General features: G+C 66.3%; 17 protein-coding genes. 11 read left to right on the top strand and 6 right to left on the bottom strand.

The window, feature by feature from the left end:
- Window positions 1–15 precede the first annotated feature (15 nt).
- Both ACFOPO_RS05955 and ACFOPO_RS05950 read left to right on the top strand, forming a co-directional pair.
- On the top strand, window positions 16–879 hold the full coding sequence (locus ACFOPO_RS05955) for a peptidase domain-containing ABC transporter (protein WP_386702672.1): 864 nt from the start codon (window positions 16–18) through the stop codon (window positions 877–879).
- The gene (locus tag ACFOPO_RS05950) at window positions 876–2,129 is read left to right on the top strand and encodes an HlyD family secretion protein (protein WP_386701901.1); all 1,254 of its coding nucleotides are present in this window, start codon (window positions 876–878) and stop codon (window positions 2,127–2,129) included. The genes ACFOPO_RS05955 and ACFOPO_RS05950 overlap by 4 nt, the downstream gene beginning before the upstream one ends.
- A gap of 4 nt (window positions 2,130–2,133) precedes the next feature.
- Here the strand turns inward: ACFOPO_RS05950 and ACFOPO_RS05945 are convergent, their stop codons facing one another.
- The gene (locus ACFOPO_RS05945) at window positions 2,134–2,649 is read right to left on the bottom strand and encodes a DUF1697 domain-containing protein (RefSeq protein ID WP_386701899.1); all 516 of its coding nucleotides are present in this window, start codon (window positions 2,647–2,649) and stop codon (window positions 2,134–2,136) included.
- Window positions 2,650–2,747: 98 nt separating this feature from the next.
- Between ACFOPO_RS05945 and ACFOPO_RS05940 the strand changes: the two genes are divergently transcribed.
- Entirely contained in the window at window positions 2,748–4,268 is a 1,521-nt protein-coding gene (locus ACFOPO_RS05940; RefSeq protein ID WP_386701897.1) for a hypothetical protein, read from the top strand.
- 18 nt (window positions 4,269–4,286) lie between these two features.
- Window positions 4,287–5,270 (top strand): hypothetical protein, encoded by a 984-nt coding sequence (locus ACFOPO_RS05935; protein ID WP_386701895.1) that lies wholly within the window; start codon window positions 4,287–4,289, stop codon window positions 5,268–5,270.
- On the opposite strand, the gene ACFOPO_RS05930 is transcribed toward ACFOPO_RS05935, so the two are convergent.
- Window positions 5,179–6,417, bottom strand: a complete 1,239-nt coding sequence (locus ACFOPO_RS05930) for an MFS transporter (RefSeq protein ID WP_386701893.1) — start codon at window positions 6,415–6,417, stop codon at window positions 5,179–5,181. The two genes, ACFOPO_RS05935 and ACFOPO_RS05930, sit on opposite strands and share 92 nt — an antisense overlap.
- Before the next feature lie 200 nt (window positions 6,418–6,617).
- On the opposite strand from ACFOPO_RS05930, the gene ACFOPO_RS05925 reads away from it, so the two are divergent.
- Window positions 6,618–7,307, top strand: a complete 690-nt coding sequence (locus tag ACFOPO_RS05925; protein ID WP_386701891.1) for a DUF2306 domain-containing protein — start codon at window positions 6,618–6,620, stop codon at window positions 7,305–7,307.
- Here the strand turns inward: ACFOPO_RS05925 and ACFOPO_RS05920 are convergent.
- Both ACFOPO_RS05920 and ACFOPO_RS05915 read right to left on the bottom strand, forming a co-directional pair.
- Window positions 7,278–8,396: a helix-turn-helix domain-containing protein gene (locus tag ACFOPO_RS05920; protein ID WP_386701889.1), complete on the bottom strand. Its 1,119-nt coding sequence runs from the start codon at window positions 8,394–8,396 to the stop codon at window positions 7,278–7,280. The genes ACFOPO_RS05925 and ACFOPO_RS05920 overlap by 30 nt on opposite strands.
- Before the next feature lie 3 nt (window positions 8,397–8,399).
- A complete protein-coding gene (locus ACFOPO_RS05915; protein ID WP_386701887.1) occupies window positions 8,400–9,398 on the bottom strand; it encodes an alpha/beta fold hydrolase in 999 nt (332 codons plus the stop codon).
- 79 nt (window positions 9,399–9,477) lie between these two features.
- On the opposite strand from ACFOPO_RS05915, the gene ACFOPO_RS05910 reads away from it, so the two are divergent.
- The 3 genes from ACFOPO_RS05910 to ACFOPO_RS05900 all read left to right on the top strand — a co-directional run bounded on the left by ACFOPO_RS05910 (window position 9,478) and on the right by ACFOPO_RS05900 (window position 11,237).
- Window positions 9,478–9,879 carry a DUF2784 domain-containing protein gene (locus tag ACFOPO_RS05910; RefSeq protein ID WP_386701885.1) on the top strand — a complete coding sequence of 134 codons (402 nt, stop codon included), beginning with the start codon at window positions 9,478–9,480 and terminating at the stop codon, window positions 9,877–9,879.
- 73 nt (window positions 9,880–9,952) lie between these two features.
- Window positions 9,953–10,681 (top strand): hypothetical protein, encoded by a 729-nt coding sequence (locus tag ACFOPO_RS05905; RefSeq protein WP_386701883.1) that lies wholly within the window; start codon window positions 9,953–9,955, stop codon window positions 10,679–10,681.
- 130 nt (window positions 10,682–10,811) lie between these two features.
- Window positions 10,812–11,237, top strand: a complete 426-nt coding sequence (locus ACFOPO_RS05900) for a DUF2141 domain-containing protein (RefSeq protein WP_386701881.1) — start codon at window positions 10,812–10,814, stop codon at window positions 11,235–11,237.
- Window positions 11,238–11,272: 35 nt separating this feature from the next.
- Here the strand turns inward: ACFOPO_RS05900 and ACFOPO_RS05895 are convergent, their stop codons facing one another.
- Both ACFOPO_RS05895 and ACFOPO_RS05890 read right to left on the bottom strand, forming a co-directional pair.
- On the bottom strand, window positions 11,273–12,094 hold the full coding sequence (locus tag ACFOPO_RS05895) for an energy transducer TonB (protein ID WP_386701879.1): 822 nt from the start codon (window positions 12,092–12,094) through the stop codon (window positions 11,273–11,275).
- Between the two features lie 138 nt (window positions 12,095–12,232).
- The gene (locus ACFOPO_RS05890; RefSeq protein WP_386701877.1) at window positions 12,233–12,979 is read right to left on the bottom strand and encodes an SDR family NAD(P)-dependent oxidoreductase; all 747 of its coding nucleotides are present in this window, start codon (window positions 12,977–12,979) and stop codon (window positions 12,233–12,235) included.
- A 234-nt stretch (window positions 12,980–13,213) separates the two neighbouring features.
- Between ACFOPO_RS05890 and ACFOPO_RS05885 the strand changes: the two genes are divergently transcribed.
- The 3 genes from ACFOPO_RS05885 (at window position 13,214) to ACFOPO_RS05875 (ending at window position 16,722) form a co-directional block, all read left to right on the top strand.
- Window positions 13,214–15,136: a M14 family zinc carboxypeptidase gene (locus ACFOPO_RS05885; RefSeq protein ID WP_386701875.1), complete on the top strand. Its 1,923-nt coding sequence runs from the start codon at window positions 13,214–13,216 to the stop codon at window positions 15,134–15,136.
- Window positions 15,137–15,206: 70 nt separating this feature from the next.
- Window positions 15,207–15,740: a hypothetical protein gene (locus tag ACFOPO_RS05880; RefSeq protein WP_386701873.1), complete on the top strand. Its 534-nt coding sequence runs from the start codon at window positions 15,207–15,209 to the stop codon at window positions 15,738–15,740.
- Window positions 15,741–15,852: 112 nt separating this feature from the next.
- Window positions 15,853–16,722, top strand: a complete 870-nt coding sequence (locus tag ACFOPO_RS05875; protein WP_386701871.1) for a DUF3883 domain-containing protein — start codon at window positions 15,853–15,855, stop codon at window positions 16,720–16,722.
- Window positions 16,723–16,869 lie beyond the last annotated feature (147 nt).

The raw sequence follows: 16,869 nt of genomic DNA, 5'->3' as shown, positions 1-16,869 counted from the left end.
GTGTTCTCGGTCGGCATGCTGGTGGCGTACCTGGCCTACAAGGACCAGTTTTCCGGCCGCGTCAGCAGCCTGATCGACAAGGGCATCGAGCTCCGCATGCTGCGCCTGCACCGCGAGCGCCTGGCCGACATCGTGCTTGCCGCGCCGGACCCTGCCATCCACGAAGCCATGGTCGATGGCGACCTGCCTGGCGCGGACCTCGAAGTCAGGGGGGTCGCCTTCCGCTATGCCGATGGCGAACCGTGGGTGCTGCAGGACTGCAGTTTCACGATCGCCGACGGCGAATCGGTCGCCATTGTCGGCGCGTCGGGTTGCGGCAAGACCACCCTGGCGAAGGTGATGCTGGGATTGCTGCCGGCCACGACCGGCGCGGTGCTCGTCGGCGGGCAGGAGCTGCGCACGCTCGGACCGGGCCGCTTCAGGCGCTGCGTCGCAGCGGTGATGCAGGACGACCAGTTGTTCGCGACCAGCCTCGCCGAGAACATCGCCCTGGGCGACGATGCCTACGACATGGAAAGGGTGGAATCGGCCGCGCGCCTGGCCGCCATCCACGACGAGATCGTGGCCATGCCGATGGGCTACCACAGCCTCGTCGGCGACATGGGCGCGGCCTTGTCGGGCGGGCAGAAGCAGCGCGTGATCCTCGCCCGCGCCCTGTATCGGCAACCGCGCATCCTGTTCCTCGACGAGGCCACCAGCCATCTCGATGTCGAACGCGAGCGGATGGTCAACGAGGCGGTGGGCCAACTGCAACTGACCCGCGTGATCATTGCCCACCGTCCTGAAACCATCGCCAGCGCCGACCGCGTACTGGTGATGCATGGCGGCCGGATCGTGCAGGAGCTGCGCCCGCAGCGCGCGTTGCAGGCCAGCGCATGAGCCAGGACCTGTTCCGCCCCGAAGTCATGGAAGCCCGCCGGTACAGCGCGATGGGCCACGTGTCGCTGGCGCAGCCGTTGCGGCTGTGGGTGCTGTGCGGCTTCGCCTGCCTGGCCGCGGCGCTGATCGTCGCCCTGCTGGTGTTCGGCGAATACAGCAGGCGCTCGCGCGTTACCGGACAACTCGTGCCGAGCCTGGGCGTGTCGACCGTCGTGGCGGTCAGCAACGGCGTTGTTGCAAGGCTGGTGCCGCAGGAGGGCGACCGCGTGAACGCCGGCGACGCGCTGGTTCGCATCGACACGCCACGGGCCATGGCGACCGGACAGGATGCGCTGGTGGCGATCCGCGAGGGCATGGCAACGCGCGATGCCAGCGTGCAGGCCATGGCGCAGTCGCAGATCGCCCAGCTGGATGCGCAGCGCACCGGCACCGCTCGCCAGTTGTTCGCTGCACGCAAGGAGCTTGCACAGGTCGAACAGGCCATCGCCACGCGCCGGGCCCAGGTTCGCCTGGGGCGGGAAACGCTCGAGCGGTATCGCAGCATCGCCGATGCGCAGTTCGTCAGCCAGGTGCAGGTGGACCAGCAGGAACTGTCGATGCTCGACCTGCTCAACGAGCAGCAGGCGCTCGAACGGCAGGCCACGGCGGTGCGGCGCGGCATTGCGCAGATGGAGCAGTCGCTGCAGGAGATTCCCGCGCAACGGCGCGCGCAGCAGGCATCCATGGCGCGCGACCTGGCGCTCATCAGCCAGGAGCGCGTGCAGCACGAGGCCAGCGGCGCACTGCTGCTGAAGGCACCGGTGTCGGGACTGGTGGCCAACCGCCTGGTCGAACCCGGACAGGCGGTGCAGGCCGGGCAGCCGTTGCTGAGCCTGCTGCCGCAAGGGTCGCTGCTCGAGGCGCAGCTGCTGGTGCCCAGCCGCTCAGTCGGTTTCATCGAAGCCGGCGACAAGGTGCTGCTGCGCTACCAGGCGTACTCGTACCAGAAGTTCGGTCACTACAGCGGCCGCGTGATCCGGGTGTCGCGCAATGCAGTCACTCCGCCCACCGCGAGTGCCGGCCAGGCCGTCGAACCTTATTACCGGGTACAGGTCCGGCTCGACCGGCAATCGGTCATGGTCTACGGCAAACCCGAACCATTGCGCCCGGGCATGGTGCTGGAAGCAGACATCCTCAGCGAGCGGCGCAAGTTGTACGAGTGGCTGCTTGAGCCGCTGTACTCGCTGCGCGGCACGGTCGGATCGGGCTGAACGATCAGCGGGGTTCTGCCGCCATCGCGGCCAGCTTCGCCACGGTGTTGAGGTTGCGCGCCGTGCCGGACTTCGCGGCCGGAATGACCAGCTTCGAACTGGCCATGCCATCGCCGTAATGCACGTAGATCTCGCGTTTGCCGAGGGCGATCTCCTCCCCAGTGCGGTGGCGCACTGTCGCCAACGTGTCGGCAGGCGGCTTTGCATCGAGGAAGATCGCGACGACGCGATTGGGTGCGCCCGCAGGGAACGGATTGTCGGCGAGCACCTGCGCCATTTCCGCCGCGGTGCGGATCGCCACGCCGACCGGCTTGCCGGCGTATCGCGCCAGCGCCGCCTCCAGCGCCGACTTCGCCTTGTCGGCCGTGCCGGCCGAGTCGAACACGACATTGCCGCTGGCGATGTAGGTGCGCACATTGCGGAAACCGGCGGCTTCGCACATGGCGAGCAGGTCGGCCATCGGCAGTTTGCCGGTGCCGCCGACGTTGACGGCGCGAAGCAGGGCGATATGGGTCGTCATTGCGGACAAGGATAGCCCGCGCCCCGCAACCATCGGTTAGGCTTGCGCCCATGCGCCCGGCCCTATTCCTGGCCGGCGCCAAGGCTCGGGGGAGCTCGATGTTCGCAGGCATCAGGGGACTGTTGGTTGTCATCGCACTGGTTGCGCCCGTCGGCGACGTCGCCGTGGCCGCATCCACTTCTGCCACGGGCCGGCCGGCGCCGCAGGGAACGGCACTGGCCTATGAGCAGAAGGTGCGTCGTGCACTGGAGCTCGCTGGCAACAACGGCAGTGTCATCGCAGACCCGGCCCTGTCGGCGGTGATCGCCGATCCGTCGTTCAACGGCCTGGCGTCTTCCCAGCAATACGTCGTGCTCGCCACCGCCACGCTGGTCGCCATCAATCTCGGACAGTTCCCGCGGGCGCGCGACCTCAGCAAGCGTGCAACGCTGGTCGATCCGGAAAACCCGGACGAGTTGTACCAGTTGTCGCAGCTGTCCCGCGTGACCGGTGACACCGAGGGCGCGGGCACCTCGCTGATCCAGTTTTCCGAACGCTGGCCCGAGCTGCTCGACAACCTCGAGCAGGTCCACATCCAGCAGACGGTCCAGTTCCTCGACCACGACTCGCCGACCAGGCTTGCGCTGCTGAAGGCGCTGTTCGACGCCAATTGGGACCGCAACGGTGCCGGTGCGAGCCCGATGTGGTTCGATCTGGCCGCGCTCCAGATCGAGCACGGCGACAACGCCGCGGCAGCGGTGTCAATGAAGCGTGTCACGACGCCTGCCGAGCTGGTGAAACTGCGGATCGATCGCCGCTTCGATTCGCTGGTGGACCGCGATTCGTGGCGGTTCAACGTCGAGAACGCCGCGAAACAGCGTGTGGAAGCGCTGGCCGTCCTCACCCAGGCCAAGCCGCGCTCGCTCAGCATCCGCAGCGAGTACATCGATGCCTTGTTGACCGTGGGCCTGCATGACGAGGCCTTGGCGCAGGCCGACGCGGCCATTGCCGAGATCGCCGAGGCAGGCAGCGACAGTGACAGTGCTCCCTTCGACGACATGCGCCTCCAGGTCTGGCTGCACGACAGCCGCGCGATCGCATTGCGCCGACTCGGCCGTCCCGAGGAAGCGGTGGCGGTGATGGAACGGGCCAGCGGCATGAGCGAGAGCGGCGCCCCCAACATCAGCCAGGTGATCAACCTGGGGCAACTGTATTGCGCGCTGGGACGGGGTGGTGATGCAGCGGCCACGGTTGCCCGGGTCGGCAAGAACCTCACCGGCTACGGTCAGATGGCGCTGGCCATGGTGCAGCAGTGCGCGGCCCTGCAGTCCGGCGACCGCGCCGGATCGGATGCGGCGCTTGCCTACATTCGCGAGCATCGCAAGGACTCGCCGGTGATGCTGCTCACCGCCCTGCTCGAAGCCGGCATGGAGGACGAAGCCGCCGACGCGATGATCGCGTTCCTCGCTTCGCCGGGCAGTCGCCCTGACGTACTGGAATGGGCACAGGGTTTTCGCCAGACCCCGCCGCTCGTCGGCCAGGTGCGTGGCCGCAACAGCCGCGACGCACTGCTTGCGCGCAAGGATGTGCTCGATGCGGTGGCCAAGGTCGGCCGGATCGAGCAGTTCGCGATCTTCTAGGACTGGAGTGCCGAAGGCATGCGCGGTCGACTCAAGAGCGGATGGCTGTTGGCCGTGTCCTTGTCGGTCGTCGTGCTGGCGATCGCCGGCATCCGCTGGCTGAGAACCGACGCCGTGGCGCAGCACACGACGGAAGCACCGGTGCCGCGCCGTATGGCGGAGCCGTTCAATCCGACGACGCAGAGCGCGCACTACGCCGTCGATTCCACCGCAGACGCCGACCAGACCGCGCAGGTCGTACAGGCCGTCGAGGCGCTGCGCGAGGCGTACATCGCATTCTTCCCGGGCCCGCGAACGCAGCGCGACGACGGGCGGAAGCTGCAGTTGCGCCTTTACCGCGACCAGGCCGAGTTCAAGGCCAACAACCGCAGCAGTCCCTGGGCCGAGGCCTACTACCAGACGCCAACGTGCCATGCGTACTTCGCCGGCGGAGAGCGCAACCCGTATCACTGGATGCTCCACGAGGCCACGCACCAGCTCAATCGCGAAGTGGCCGGCATGCCGAGGTTCCGCTGGAGCGACGAAGGCGTGGCCGCCTACTTCGGCGCGAGCAGGCTGGAAGGCGGCAAGCTGTTGCCGGGCACGATCGACAGCAACGCGTATCCGATCTGGTGGCTGTCGAGCCTGGCGCTGAGTGGCGACCTGGCCGACGACGTCGCCCATCACCGCATCATTCCGCTGCGAGCGGTGATCGACGGCACCGGCCCGCCGATCGGCCAGCATGTGAACCTGTATTACATCGAGTTCTGGAGCCTCTCCCACTTCCTGTTCCACTACAACGGCGGACAGTACGCGCAGGCCTATCGTCGACTGCTGGCGAAGGGCGGCGGCGCCGCGGAGTTCGAGAAAACGATAGGACCGATCGAGCGCGTGCAGGCCGAGTGGTACGGGTACCTGCAGGAGTTGGCAGCTACTCCGCCTCGCCCATGGCCAGTGCCACTTCGCCCTGCGCCGCATCGCGCCGCGCCCACGCATAGATCAGCAGCCCCAGCAGCGCCATGACCGCGCCGACCACGCCGGTGGACGTCCAGCCGTAACCGGCGGTGATCGCCATGCCGCCGAGCCACGGGCCCAGCGCGTTGGCCATGTTGAAGGCCGAGTGGTTGGAGGCGGCGGCCAGGGTCTGTGCCGAGGCGGCGACGTCCATCAGGTGCGCCTGCAGGATCGTCGCCAGTGCACCCATCGTGCCGACCGCGACCACCACCGGCAGCACCGTCCACACCGACTTCGCGGCCAGCGGGAACAGCAGCAGCACCAGCATTGACCACACCAGCACCAGCGGCGCCGCGCGGAACTGCCAGCGGTCGAACAGCCAGCCGCCGGCCACGGTACCGATGATGCCGCCGATGCCGAAGGCGACCAGGCCGAAGGGAATGAAGGTCTCGCGCACGCCGGTGACATTGACCAGCGTCGGCGCGAGGTAGCTGAAGACGCAGAACATGCCGGCGAAGCCAATCGCGCCGATGCCGAGCGCCAGCCACACCGGCTTGCGGTTGAAGTCGCGCAGTTCGCGCAGCGCATCCGGGCGCGGTGCGTTCATGCCGCGCGGCAGCACGCGCATGGTCATCGCCACGGTGGTCAGTGCCAGCACCGACACCAGCGCGAACGCCCAGCGCCAGCCGAACGCCTGGCCCAGCCAGGTGGCCAGCGGATTGCCGACCAGCAGCGCGATCGACAGGCCCAACATCACCCGGCCGACCGCGGCACCGCGTTGTTCCGGACGGCTGATGCGCGCGGCGACCAGCGCGGCGATGCCGAAGTAGGCACCGTGCGGCAGGCCGGCGACGAAGCGGGCCAGCATCAGCGTGTGGTAATCCGGCGCCAGCGCGCTGGCGAGGTTGCCGAAGGCATAGAAGCCCATCAGCGCCAGCAGCAGGCTGCGACGGGACAGCTTCGAACCGAGGATGGCCAGCAGCGGCGCACCGACCACCACGCCCAGCGCATAGGCGCTGATCACGTGGCCGACCTGCGGCTCGCTAACGCCCATGCTGCGGGCGATCTCGTTGATCAGGCCCATCACCACGAACTCGCTGGTGCCGATGGCGAAACCGCCCAGGGCCAGGGCGAACAGGATCAGCGCGACCTGGCGCGGCGACAGAACGGGCGACGGCGCCGCGGCGGGCGCAGCGTGGGAGGGGGAGGCAGGCATGGGGACATTATGCTGCATCGCAGCATGTGACGGGACCGTGCGGGTGACCCACAGCGTTGCAGGGATTGAGGGACGTCATCCCCGCGAAGGCGGGAACCCAGCGACTTTGAGTTGCACCAGGGCGTACGACTCCCCCGATTCGGACGACCCGGCACGTCGAGACCACCAATCTCAGGCCTCCCAAACCCAGGAGGCAGGCAATGAATCGCGGTTGGCAACGTGTCGGAACCTACGGATCCCGCGCACTGCGCTGGACGCTGACCTCGCTGTTCCTGCTGCTCAGCCTGGCCGTGGCGGCCTACGCCTTCACTTATATGTATCGCTACCACGGGCCCCAGGACGTCATGTCGGCCAAGTTCGTCCTGTCCGGGCTCGACGTGCCGGCACACTTCATGGGGGCCGGCCTGGCCCTGCTGCTGGCGCCGCTGCAGCTGGGAGACGCGATCCGCCGGCGCGTGCCGCGCCTGCACCGGCTCAGCGGCGGCCTGTACACCGCCGGCGTGCTGATCGGCGGCCTCGGCGGGCTGTCGTTGTCGACGCATGCCACCGGCGGTGCCGCGTCCGGGATCGCCTTCGCCCTGCTCGCGGTCCTGTGGATGAGTGTCACCGCCATCGGCATCCGCCATGCCATCGTCGGCGACCTCGCCCTGCATCGCCGCTGGATGCTCCGCAGCATCGCCCTCACCGCTTCGGCCATCACCCTGCGGCTCACCCTCGGCATCGGCCAGGGCGTCATGCACCTGCCGTTCGTGCCGGTATACATCTTCGCGGCGTGGAGTTGCTGGACGGTCAACCTGGCGCTGTGCGAGCTGTGGCTGCGCTGGCCCTCGATCCGCGCGAAGTGGCTGTCACCGCGCCCGCTATCGCGGGCGGGATTCGGCCACGGTTGATGCCTGCGCCTGGCGATACATGCTCGGCGTCAGCGCCAGCTGCTTCTTGAACGCGGCGTTGAAGGTCGACTTCGAGGTGAACCCGCAGGCGTAGGCGATGTCGAGGATGGTGCGCGTGTCGCCGGCATCGGCCAGGCAGGCGCGCGCGGCCTCGATGCGCTGGCGGTTGATGTAGTCCCAGAAGTTGCCGGCGAAGCGACGGTTGATCACCGCCGACACCAGGTACTCCGGGTAGCCGCTGCGTTTGGCCAGCTGGCCGATGGTCAGGGCCGGTTCGGTGTAGAGGTGCTCGCGCCCCATCAGCTGGGTGAGGCGTGCTTCAACTTCAGCGAAGCGGGGATCGTCCGCGGCCGGGAGTTCGGTGGTTGGCTCCTCCGCAGGAGGCACCTGCGCCGCCACCGCCACTTGGCTCAGGCTCAGGTAACCGACCACGAACACCCACGCCACGACCGCGCCGTAGATCAGCGGATAGTCGATCCACGGGATGTGCAGCTGCCACTGCACAACCGCGATGCACCAGATCACGATCTGCGACACCGCCATCGCATCGATCCAGTGCAGCGACATGCGATCGGCATCGGAACGGCGCTGGAGCAGCTCTCGGCGATAGCGACGCACCCGGACCAGGCCGGCCACCACGTACGAGAGGCTGTAGGCGAACAGCAGGACATCCAGCCACGGCCAGCCCGGCCAGTAACCGCCTGCCGCCAGGTCCGCCAGGAAGGCCTGCATCTGCGCGCGATCCATCAGGAACCACTGCGCGTTGGCCGCCAGCGCGACGACGAAGCCGATCAGGTGGATGCCATCGCGCAAGCCCGGCGCGCGGCCCTGAGTCAGGGTGCGGACGTACAGGTAGAACGCGCTGCCATACAGGAACGGGAACAGTCCGACGAGGCGATACAGCTTGAGCAGGTCGAGCGACGACTCCCGGAAGTACAGCGACTTCACCGCCAGGTCGAATCCGATCACGGCGATCCACACGGCCAGCGTGCGGTTGGCCGGCACGTTGACCGGCCGCCGCCACAACGCCAGCGCCAGCAGCGCGGCTTGCGCGGCACCGATCAGGAAGACGAGGCTCCAGGCGTTCATCGGTCAGCGAGTGGCGTCGATCACGCCGAGCACGGCGTCCACGACCGCCTGCGGCTGGTCGAGCTGGATGTCGTGCGAGGTGCCGGCGACGTCGACGCGGCGGCCCTTCGTGGACGCGGCGACCAGGCGTTCCCGGGTCTGGTTGCGCGCGTCCGTCAGGACCTTGCGCACTTCATCCGGCAGGCCCGGGTAGTCGTTGCCAGCCGACAGCACGACGACCGGCAACGAGCCGAAGCTCGCATCGGCAGGAACCGGGGCGGCGAAGATGGCGACGTTCTCGTCCAGTTCCGAGTGCAGCGTTTGCCAGTACAACGGCTTGAGCTTGTAGGCGCGCGTCGCGGCGGCGACGGCCGGGCTTTGCCACTCCGGCGGTGCGCGCAGGCATGACTTCAGCGGGCCGTCTGCCGAGTCGAGCGTGCCGGCAACGGCGGCCTTCGTGCAGGCGTCGAGGAACTCGTTGCGCTGCGCGCGCATCGCTTCGTCGTCGCGCTGCCATTGCTGCGGCATCTTTGCTTGCGCTCCCTGCTCCGGCGGGTCGACCAGCACCAGGCCGGCCACTTCGCGGCGATGCTGCTGTGCATAGCTGCGCACGATGTTGCTGCCGAGCGAATGGCCGACCAGCAGCACCGGCGTCTTCAGTTTCGCCGCCTTGATCAGCGCGTGCAGGTCATCGACGTCGGCCTGCAGGTTTCGTGGCATCGGACCCTTGTCGCTGAAGCCGTAACCGGCACGGTCGTACGAACACACGCGCGCGCTCGCGGACAGCAGCGACTGCACGCGGAACCACGTGGTCGAATCGGCATTGCCGCCGGCCTCGAGCACGACGGTCCGCGGACCCTTGCCGCTGCAGCGCAGATTGAGCGCGCGCCCGGGCGCGATGGTCACGCGCTCGCCGGGCCTGGCATACGTATCCGGCGTCTGCTTCGGGACATCAGGCGCGGCATGGATCGCCCCGCTTGCGAGCAGGAGGATGGACGCGACGGCGCGGCACTTCACCTTCATGATCGTCCCGGTGATGGAAGGCAGGGCCGAAAGCCTGACAGGCCATGGCGGTCACCCGCAACCGGTAGAGTCCACAGCCATGCAAACGCTGTCGCCCCACTGCGCGGCCCTGCTGGCCGACGCGATCCTGGTGCTCCACGTCGGCATCGTCGCCTTCGTCGTGCTGGGCGCCGTGGCGGTGCTGGTCGGCGGCCTGCGCGGATGGCGCTGGGTCCGCGGCTACCGATGGCGGCTGGTGCACGTGCTGCTGATGGTCTTCATCGCCGCGCAGGCCTGGCTGGGCGCGCTGTGCCCGCTGACCATCTGGGAGCAGGCGCTGCGCGAGCACGCCGGGCAGACGGCCTACCGCGAATCGTTCATCGCCCACTGGCTGTCGCAGCTGATCTTCTTCGAAGCGCCATGGTGGGCGTTCGTCGCGGCGTACTCGGTGTTTGCAGCGCTGGTGGTGGTGGAGTGGGTGGTGGTTCGGCCACGGACCTGACCCCCTCGCCCGGGTCCTTGCGTTGACCCGTAATGTCGGCCCGGATTCCGCCCGTGGCCGCCCCGGAGCCGCCATGACCATCACCAACCGCCAGTCAGGCACCAACGTCCACGAGATCGCCGAGCACGTCTACCGGATCAACACGCCGGTGGCGCTGCCGGGGAACACGCCGTTCTCGTTCAACCAGTACCTGGTCGTCGACGACGAGCCGCTGCTGTTCCATACCGGGTTGCGCGGGTTGTTCCCGATGGTGTCCGAGGCGGTCGCCAGCGTGATGCCGCTGGAGCGGCTGCGGCACGTGGCGTTCTCGCACGTGGAAGCGGACGAATGTGGGTCGATGAACCAGTGGCTGGCCGTGGCGCCGCAGGCCGCGCCGCTGTGCGGCACGATCGCGGCGATGGTGTCGATGAACGACCTCGCTGACCGGCCACCGCGCGCACTCGCAGACGGTGAAGTCGTGTCGCTGGGCCGCCATCGCGTCCGCTGGTTCGACGCAGCGCACCTGCCGCATGGCTGGGAGTGCGGGTACCTGATGGAGGAACACACCTCCACGCTGTTTTGTGGCGATCTGTTCACGCAGCCAGGCACCGGGCACCTGTCGTTGACGGAAACCGACGTGCTCGGGCCAAGCGAGGCATTCCGTCATCAGATGGACTACTACGCACACGCGACCAACAGCGGCGCGATCCTGGAGAAGCTGGCGCAAGCCAACCCGCACACGCTGGCGTGCATGCACGGCAGCGCGTGGCGCGGCGACGGCGCGGCGTTGCTGAGGGCGCTGTCGGCGGAGCTGGCGCGCTGAGCGGACTCACCTTACGAATGGCCGAGCGGATCGCGTACGCATCTTCAGGGGCAGCCCCTGATGCTGCGCGCTGCCTATGACGTAATTATTCCTTCCCAATTCAACAGAACGTCAGGCTTGGACGCCGCCCATGTTCCGATCTGCCCTCCTATTGGCACTACTGTCGACTACGCTCACTGCCTTCGGGAAAGACAAGGATCCTGCTGGGATCACCGTGGTTGTTTCCGGGGTTCGGCAAGCGAAAGGAACATTGCGCGTGAATTTGTGCCCCGAAGCGGAGTTTCTAACTCCCTGTAAACGCTACGAGAAGCGCCGTGTTCGTGCCGCTGAACCCATGAGGTTTGTATTCGACGCAGTGGTGCCTGGCGATTACGCCGTCCAGGTCATCCAGGACGCGAATGACAATGGGCGTTTTGACAAGGACGTCTACGGAGCGCCGGCCGAGCCCAATGGCGTCAGCCAGAACCCCAAGGTCGCTATGCGGCCGCCGACGTTCAGCGAGGCCAAGTTTCACTTCGACGGCTCGCCAATTGTCGTACACGTGCATATCAAGTGAGGCACCAGACGCCTGGTGTACATCCAGCCGCCTGGTCAGCGGACAGCGAACTCCCCTTGCCCGAGGATGTCGTCCTTCAAACGCACTTCGATCTGGTAACGCCCCGGCTTCCAACCACCGGGTTGCGCTCCGGACAGGACGAAACGCTTTCGCCCGCCCTCCTCCATCGGCGACGTCTGTTCGTGACGGATCACCGGATGGCCGGCGTCGTCCAGGTAAATCCAGCGGACGCTCAGTGACTCGCCCGCCGCGTCCGGCGACGTCAGCACGTACTCAACGACCGCGCTCACCTTGTCGCTGGGCGCGAACATCGGCGTGAACATCGCCGCGCCCGTGTCGCTGCCTTCGGCGCCGAGCAGCGTATAGGTGGTGAGGACGCGCACGCCGCGGCTGCAGTGCGGCCACTCCGCCGGCGCGACGAACTCCACCGGCACGCGTGCCCTCGATCGAACGGGGACGCCGTACTCGAATGCGGGCCGGAACTTCCACTCCATCCCCGCGGCATAGGCAGCGCTGTCCAGGGAGGGATATCCGCTGGACTTCTCGACGACCGCGTTCTCCACCGTCCCTGCCGGCGAGATGGTCAGCACCAGCTTGGCCAGCCCCGTCAGCTGCCGGCACAGCGCCTCCTCGGGGAACTTGGGCGGCTGGTTGGTCAGCTTGAACGGCGGGACATAAGAAGGCAGCCGCAAGGTCTGCGCGGGATCCGAAGCGGGCGGCGGTGGCGGCGGTGGAAGCGGCGGCGGGGCGGGCACGGGCGGCGGCGGCGTCACTACCAGGTCCGCAGCAAGACAGCTCCCGGCCAGCGGAAGGGCAATGGCGACCGCAATCCACGCGACAACGTTGCGTGCTCTCAAGAGATCCCCCAGCGGGGCGCGACGGCCCCTGCAGCTGCGCGGCCTCCCCAGGCCTCGCGTCAGCCGGGCGAGTTTCGCACGGCCCGGGGCCCGCCAGTGGGCGGGACGGAGGCACGGCGCCTCCGTCCCGCCGAACGGTCAGCGCATGCCGCCCGCAGCCTTCAACAGCTCACCCGTGAGCCAGCGCGAGTCGTCCGAGGCCAGGAACACGGCGATCGAAGCGATGTCGTCGGGTTGGCCGATGCGTCCCAGCGGCGTCTGCGCGACGGCGTGGCCGTGGAAGTCGGAGCCGATGAAGCCCGCCGCATGCGTGCCCTCGGTTTCGACCATGCCGGGGTTGATCGAGTTGACGCGGATATTGCGCGGGCCCAGCTCCAGCGACAGCACGCCGGTGATGGCGTCCACCGCACCCTTGGTGGCCGTGTAGACGGCGCTGCCGGGCGGGGTGATGCGGGTGACGAGCGAACCGATGTTGATGACGCTGCCACCCTCGCTCAGGTGCTTCGCAGCCGCCTGCGTGGTCAACAGCAGGCCGAGGACATTGATGTTGAAGTGGCGGTTGAAGTCAGCCTCGGTGATCTCTTCGAGTGGCGTGAAGTTGTAGACGCCCGAGTTGTTGACCAGGACATCGAGCCGGCCGAACTTCGTGACGGCCGCATCCACGATGGCCTCGGCATCGGCCTTGCTGGAGACGTCGCCGCGCACTGCGATGGCCTTGCCACCGGCCGCGGTGATCTTCGAAACGACCGCGTCGGCGGCCTCCTGGCTGGACGCGTAGTTGACGACGACCGACGCGCCTTCGGCGGCCAGTGCGGTGGCGATGGCGGCGCCGATACCCTTGGAGGCGCCGGTTACGACGGCGACCTTGCCTGCGAGCTTGCTCATTGATGTTTTCCGGAAGTGGGGAGTAAGGCGATGGCAACTGGCCATTGCTTCCCCGATGACTTGGCGACCCACCGGCCGGAAATAAGGGGTGACTTTAGGGAATGAACATCCCGTCCACGGGATGGACAGGCCGGCTCACCTGCCGCCTATCGGCCAAGCCCGCGGTTTCTGGCCGCCTCGCAGAGGGGTGGCCGTTGCCCTTGTTGTTGCGCACCAGCCACAGGAGGGCATGCCATGCACGCGTCCGGAAATGCGCGTCCGCACCCATCGAGCATGCGCTACTGCACCCTTGCCTGCCTGCTGCTTTGCATCGCAGTGGTGGCGAGCGGTTGCAAACGCACACCGAAGACCCCAGCAACGGCCTGGGCATCGATCTCGAGCGACGACAAACGCGCGTTTACCCCAGGTGCGGATCGCGACGGCGATGGCGTCACCGACGACCGCGAACTGGAGCTGCGCAGCAAGCCGGACAACCGCGACAGTGATGGCGACGGCTACGACGATGGCTTCGAGGACCGCACCGCCGAGTTCGGCTTCGACCTCATCCGCGCCGACGCCGACCGCGATCGCGACGGCCTCACCGATGCACGCGAAGCCGAGCTGAAGACGCGCGCGGACTCGCCGGACACCGACGGCGACAAGTGGAACGACTTCGACGAAGTGCTCAATGCGTACTTCGGCTTCGACCCGCGCGTGCCCAGCCCCGACACCGACTTCGACGGCCTGACCGATGCACTGGAAGCCCGCCTGGGCTCCTCGCCCGACAAGGTAGACAGCAACGGCGACGGCATCAGTGACTTCATGGCGTACGCCAACGACCAGCCGCCCAACGGTCCACCGCTCAAGGGCGCTCAGGCCGACATGATGGGCATCACCTACAGCCAGGCGATGGCCGATGCGCTGGAACTGATCCGCAAGGGCGGCACCTTCCCGGTGGCACTCGCCGGCGAGCTGCCGTACCCGAAGGTCACCGCATCGCTGCCCGCAGCTGGGCTGCGACCGTCCGCCGCCCTGATGCAGAGCGCGCTGTACAACCCGCACAACTCGCCCGGCATCTACCCCACCTACGCGGCGATCGAGCAGGCGCTGTACTTGCTGGCACAGACCTTTGATGGCAATCCCAACAAGGACCTGGTGCGGCTGTACTACTGGACGCAGCGTACGGTGGAAAGCTGCGATGGCCGTAAGCCACAGCCGGGCCGCAGGATCTATGCGATCAAGGTGTCGGCGCGCCCGGGCGACAACGAGAAGGAGCCGGAGGTCGCCTTCCTCGGTGTCCACCATGCCCGCGAGCTGATCTCCGGCGCGGCGACCATGCGCCTGCTGAAGACGCTGACCGAGGGCTTCAGCAATGACGCCACCATCCAGGGCATCCTGGAGAAGCGCGAGGTCTGGGTGATCCCCGTGGTCAACCCGAATGGCTACGACCTCGCGATCGGCAACCAGGTCGACTGGCGCAAGAACACGCGCGGGACCAAGGGCCAGAAGCGTTGCGGCACCGACCTCAACCGCAACTATGCGTTCGAACACGTTTCGCTGTTCTCGCCTGCACAGCGCATGACCCTGCCGGGCGCGATCTCCAACGGCATCGACCCGGCCACCGGCAACCTCGACACCGATTCGCCTCAATACCCCGGCGAGGCGCCCTTCTCCGAGGTGGAGACGCAAGCCGTGCGCGGTTTGGCGCACAGCCAGTTCGCCACCAAGCGCAAGGTGGAAGTGGATGGCCTGATTTGCGGGTTGTCCTGGCACAGCTTCACTGGCGTGGTGATGCATCCGATCACGCACACGCCGATCGCGCCCAATACGGGCGTCGACCCTGGCCATGTCGGCATCTTCGACAGCCTGACCAAGGGCATGGCGATCGCCACCGGCTACAAGGACATCCAGGATGACTTCCCGACCACCGCCAACCTGGACGGCTGCGGCATGTCGGGCTATCCGAGCTATGGCGACGCCGCGGATTGGCTCTACAAGGATGGCAAGACGTTTGCGACGTCGATCGAGTCGTACTCGACGATGGAGAGGGGTGGCTGCTCGATTGCGAACAACTGGGCGTACAACTTCTATCCGACGGATGCGGTGAAGCGGGATCTGGTCGCGGACAACAACGTCAAGGCGGCGATTTCGTTGTTGCAGGAGTGCAAGGGGTGGTAGGGGATCCTTCCACCGACAACGTCCCTTGGTATTTAAGTGGACGAACGCTCACAGCCAGGAGCTGAATCTCATGAAACGACGATCGATAGCGACTGAAGCCGACGCCAGTCAACTGGAAGAGGCGGTCGTCCGATCAGCAGCAAAGGCGTTGGCAAAGCTCGCCGACTTGCATAGCGCTTCGGACGTTCTGCATACATTGTGGTCTATGAAGTTCAAACCTGTAGGCTTCGATCCATTGGACTCGGAATCGCCACTTAACATCATTGAACAACTGAATCAGACGTTCACGTACATTGCTTCTGCCCGAGCATTGAGGATCCTGATTAGGCTACATCCAGAGTTCGCACCATTCGCGTTGAACCTTGGTACGGCAGGAGGGACTGACATCGAGTCAACGCATGGCGACGGTGTTGCCTGCGAGGTGTTCGCTGCCGTGAACACGTCGAACAACCAGAAACTGCGCAATGACCTGCTAAAGGTCAGCACGACACACGCCGCGCACAAGTACGTCTTCTTTATGTGCCCCGGTTTCGATGAGGGCAGGCAGCGCCACCTAGAGCGATTGCCAGGGGTCCAAGTATGGTCAGTCGGCGGGGCGGTCTGATCTGCCGGGTCTCCGAGGCTGATGGCCTATAGGTGAAGGTGACTCGTTGCGTCGCCCATTCCTTGCGGGGCGATCCGGGGCTATCCTGGCGTCGCAGACGCGAGGGGCGCTGATGACAATTGACGACGGGATCGCCGGCTCTCCATGGACCGTCACGGAAGTGGAGGCAGTAGTTGCGGTTTACTTCCAGATGTTGCGCATGCAGGAGCTCGGCCAGAAGCCGAACAAGGCCGAGCATAACCGCAGGCTTCAGGAGCTCTTACCGGCGCGGAATCGCCAATCTATCGAATACAAGCACCGCAACATTAGCGCAGTCCTCAATCTGTATGGTGCGCAAGGCTTGACAGGCTACAAACCACTCCCAAACTTCCAGCGACTGCTGGTCGAGATTGTCGGCCGTGCCCTTGAGCAGGACCATGCGCTCGATGCTGCTGCCATCAGGAGCGTCGAAACACCGGCCGAAACTCCAGTTGTCGACGACTTCCGGGATTTCGTTGTCGAAGCGCCGAAGCCAAAGCACTCAGCGCGTGAACCTCGAGCAGAGTGGGTCAGACGCGCACCAATCAAGCGCGACTATCTCGAACGGGAAGCGCGAAATCGGTCGCTTGGTTTGGCCGGTGAACTACTTGTCATGGAGTTCGAAGCTCGGCGTTTGCACGAGATGGGCGCCAAATCGCTGGCAAACCGAATCGAGCACGTCTCCGTAACCAAAGGCGATGGCACCGGTTATGACATCTTGTCTTTCGATGGAGATGGGCGTGAACGGTTCATTGAGGTTAAGACCACGGCATACGTGGCCGAAACGCCATTCTTCGTGACTCCCAACGAGATCGGCTTCTCTGACGAGCAGCAGGACAAATTCCATCTATATCGCCTCTTCGGCTTCCGGAGAAAGCCGCAGATGTTTGCTCTCCCTGGCCCTTTAGCGGCCAGTTGCGAACTGGACCCGGTGAGTTATCGGGCCACACCATTAGGCTCCTAGCCCGGAAAACCCGCTGCGTGGCACATGGAATGTGCGATGAGGGCCACCTCGTTCGCGACCAAAACCAACGACTTGGATCCAAGAAGATAACCCGCCACGTCGCACAGACCGGCCGACCTATCTCGCTCCAGTCTTCAGAGTCCGCTC

The organism is Lysobacter sp. GCM10012299 (genome assembly GCF_042649405.1).
In the GTDB taxonomy this organism is placed as follows: Bacteria; Pseudomonadota; Gammaproteobacteria; order Xanthomonadales; family Xanthomonadaceae; genus Lysobacter_J.
The sequence above is the reverse complement of the archived record's forward strand: the minus strand, read 5'-3'. Positions and strand labels throughout refer to the sequence as shown.

What these genes read in the sequence shown, in the direction of transcription:
- ACFOPO_RS05955 (WP_386702672.1), top strand. Translation starts at nt 16, where the DNA reads ATGCTGGTGGCGTACCTGGCCTACAAGGACCAGTTTTCCGGCCGCGTC.
- ACFOPO_RS05950 (WP_386701901.1), top strand. Translation starts at nt 876, where the DNA reads ATGAGCCAGGACCTGTTCCGCCCCGAAGTCATGGAAGCCCGCCGGTAC.
- ACFOPO_RS05945 (WP_386701899.1), bottom strand. Translation starts at nt 2,649, where the DNA reads ATGACGACCCATATCGCCCTGCTTCGCGCCGTCAACGTCGGCGGCACC.
- ACFOPO_RS05940 (WP_386701897.1), top strand. Translation starts at nt 2,748, where the DNA reads ATGTTCGCAGGCATCAGGGGACTGTTGGTTGTCATCGCACTGGTTGCG.
- ACFOPO_RS05935 (WP_386701895.1), top strand. Translation starts at nt 4,287, where the DNA reads ATGCGCGGTCGACTCAAGAGCGGATGGCTGTTGGCCGTGTCCTTGTCG.
- ACFOPO_RS05930 (WP_386701893.1), bottom strand. Translation starts at nt 6,417, where the DNA reads ATGCCTGCCTCCCCCTCCCACGCTGCGCCCGCCGCGGCGCCGTCGCCC.
- ACFOPO_RS05925 (WP_386701891.1), top strand. Translation starts at nt 6,618, where the DNA reads ATGAATCGCGGTTGGCAACGTGTCGGAACCTACGGATCCCGCGCACTG.
- ACFOPO_RS05920 (WP_386701889.1), bottom strand. Translation starts at nt 8,396, where the DNA reads ATGAACGCCTGGAGCCTCGTCTTCCTGATCGGTGCCGCGCAAGCCGCG.
- ACFOPO_RS05915 (WP_386701887.1), bottom strand. Translation starts at nt 9,398, where the DNA reads ATGAAGGTGAAGTGCCGCGCCGTCGCGTCCATCCTCCTGCTCGCAAGC.
- ACFOPO_RS05910 (WP_386701885.1), top strand. Translation starts at nt 9,478, where the DNA reads ATGCAAACGCTGTCGCCCCACTGCGCGGCCCTGCTGGCCGACGCGATC.
- ACFOPO_RS05905 (WP_386701883.1), top strand. Translation starts at nt 9,953, where the DNA reads ATGACCATCACCAACCGCCAGTCAGGCACCAACGTCCACGAGATCGCC.
- ACFOPO_RS05900 (WP_386701881.1), top strand. Translation starts at nt 10,812, where the DNA reads ATGTTCCGATCTGCCCTCCTATTGGCACTACTGTCGACTACGCTCACT.
- ACFOPO_RS05890 (WP_386701877.1), bottom strand. Translation starts at nt 12,979, where the DNA reads ATGAGCAAGCTCGCAGGCAAGGTCGCCGTCGTAACCGGCGCCTCCAAG.
- ACFOPO_RS05885 (WP_386701875.1), top strand. Translation starts at nt 13,214, where the DNA reads ATGCACGCGTCCGGAAATGCGCGTCCGCACCCATCGAGCATGCGCTAC.
- ACFOPO_RS05880 (WP_386701873.1), top strand. Translation starts at nt 15,207, where the DNA reads ATGAAACGACGATCGATAGCGACTGAAGCCGACGCCAGTCAACTGGAA.
- ACFOPO_RS05875 (WP_386701871.1), top strand. Translation starts at nt 15,853, where the DNA reads ATGACAATTGACGACGGGATCGCCGGCTCTCCATGGACCGTCACGGAA.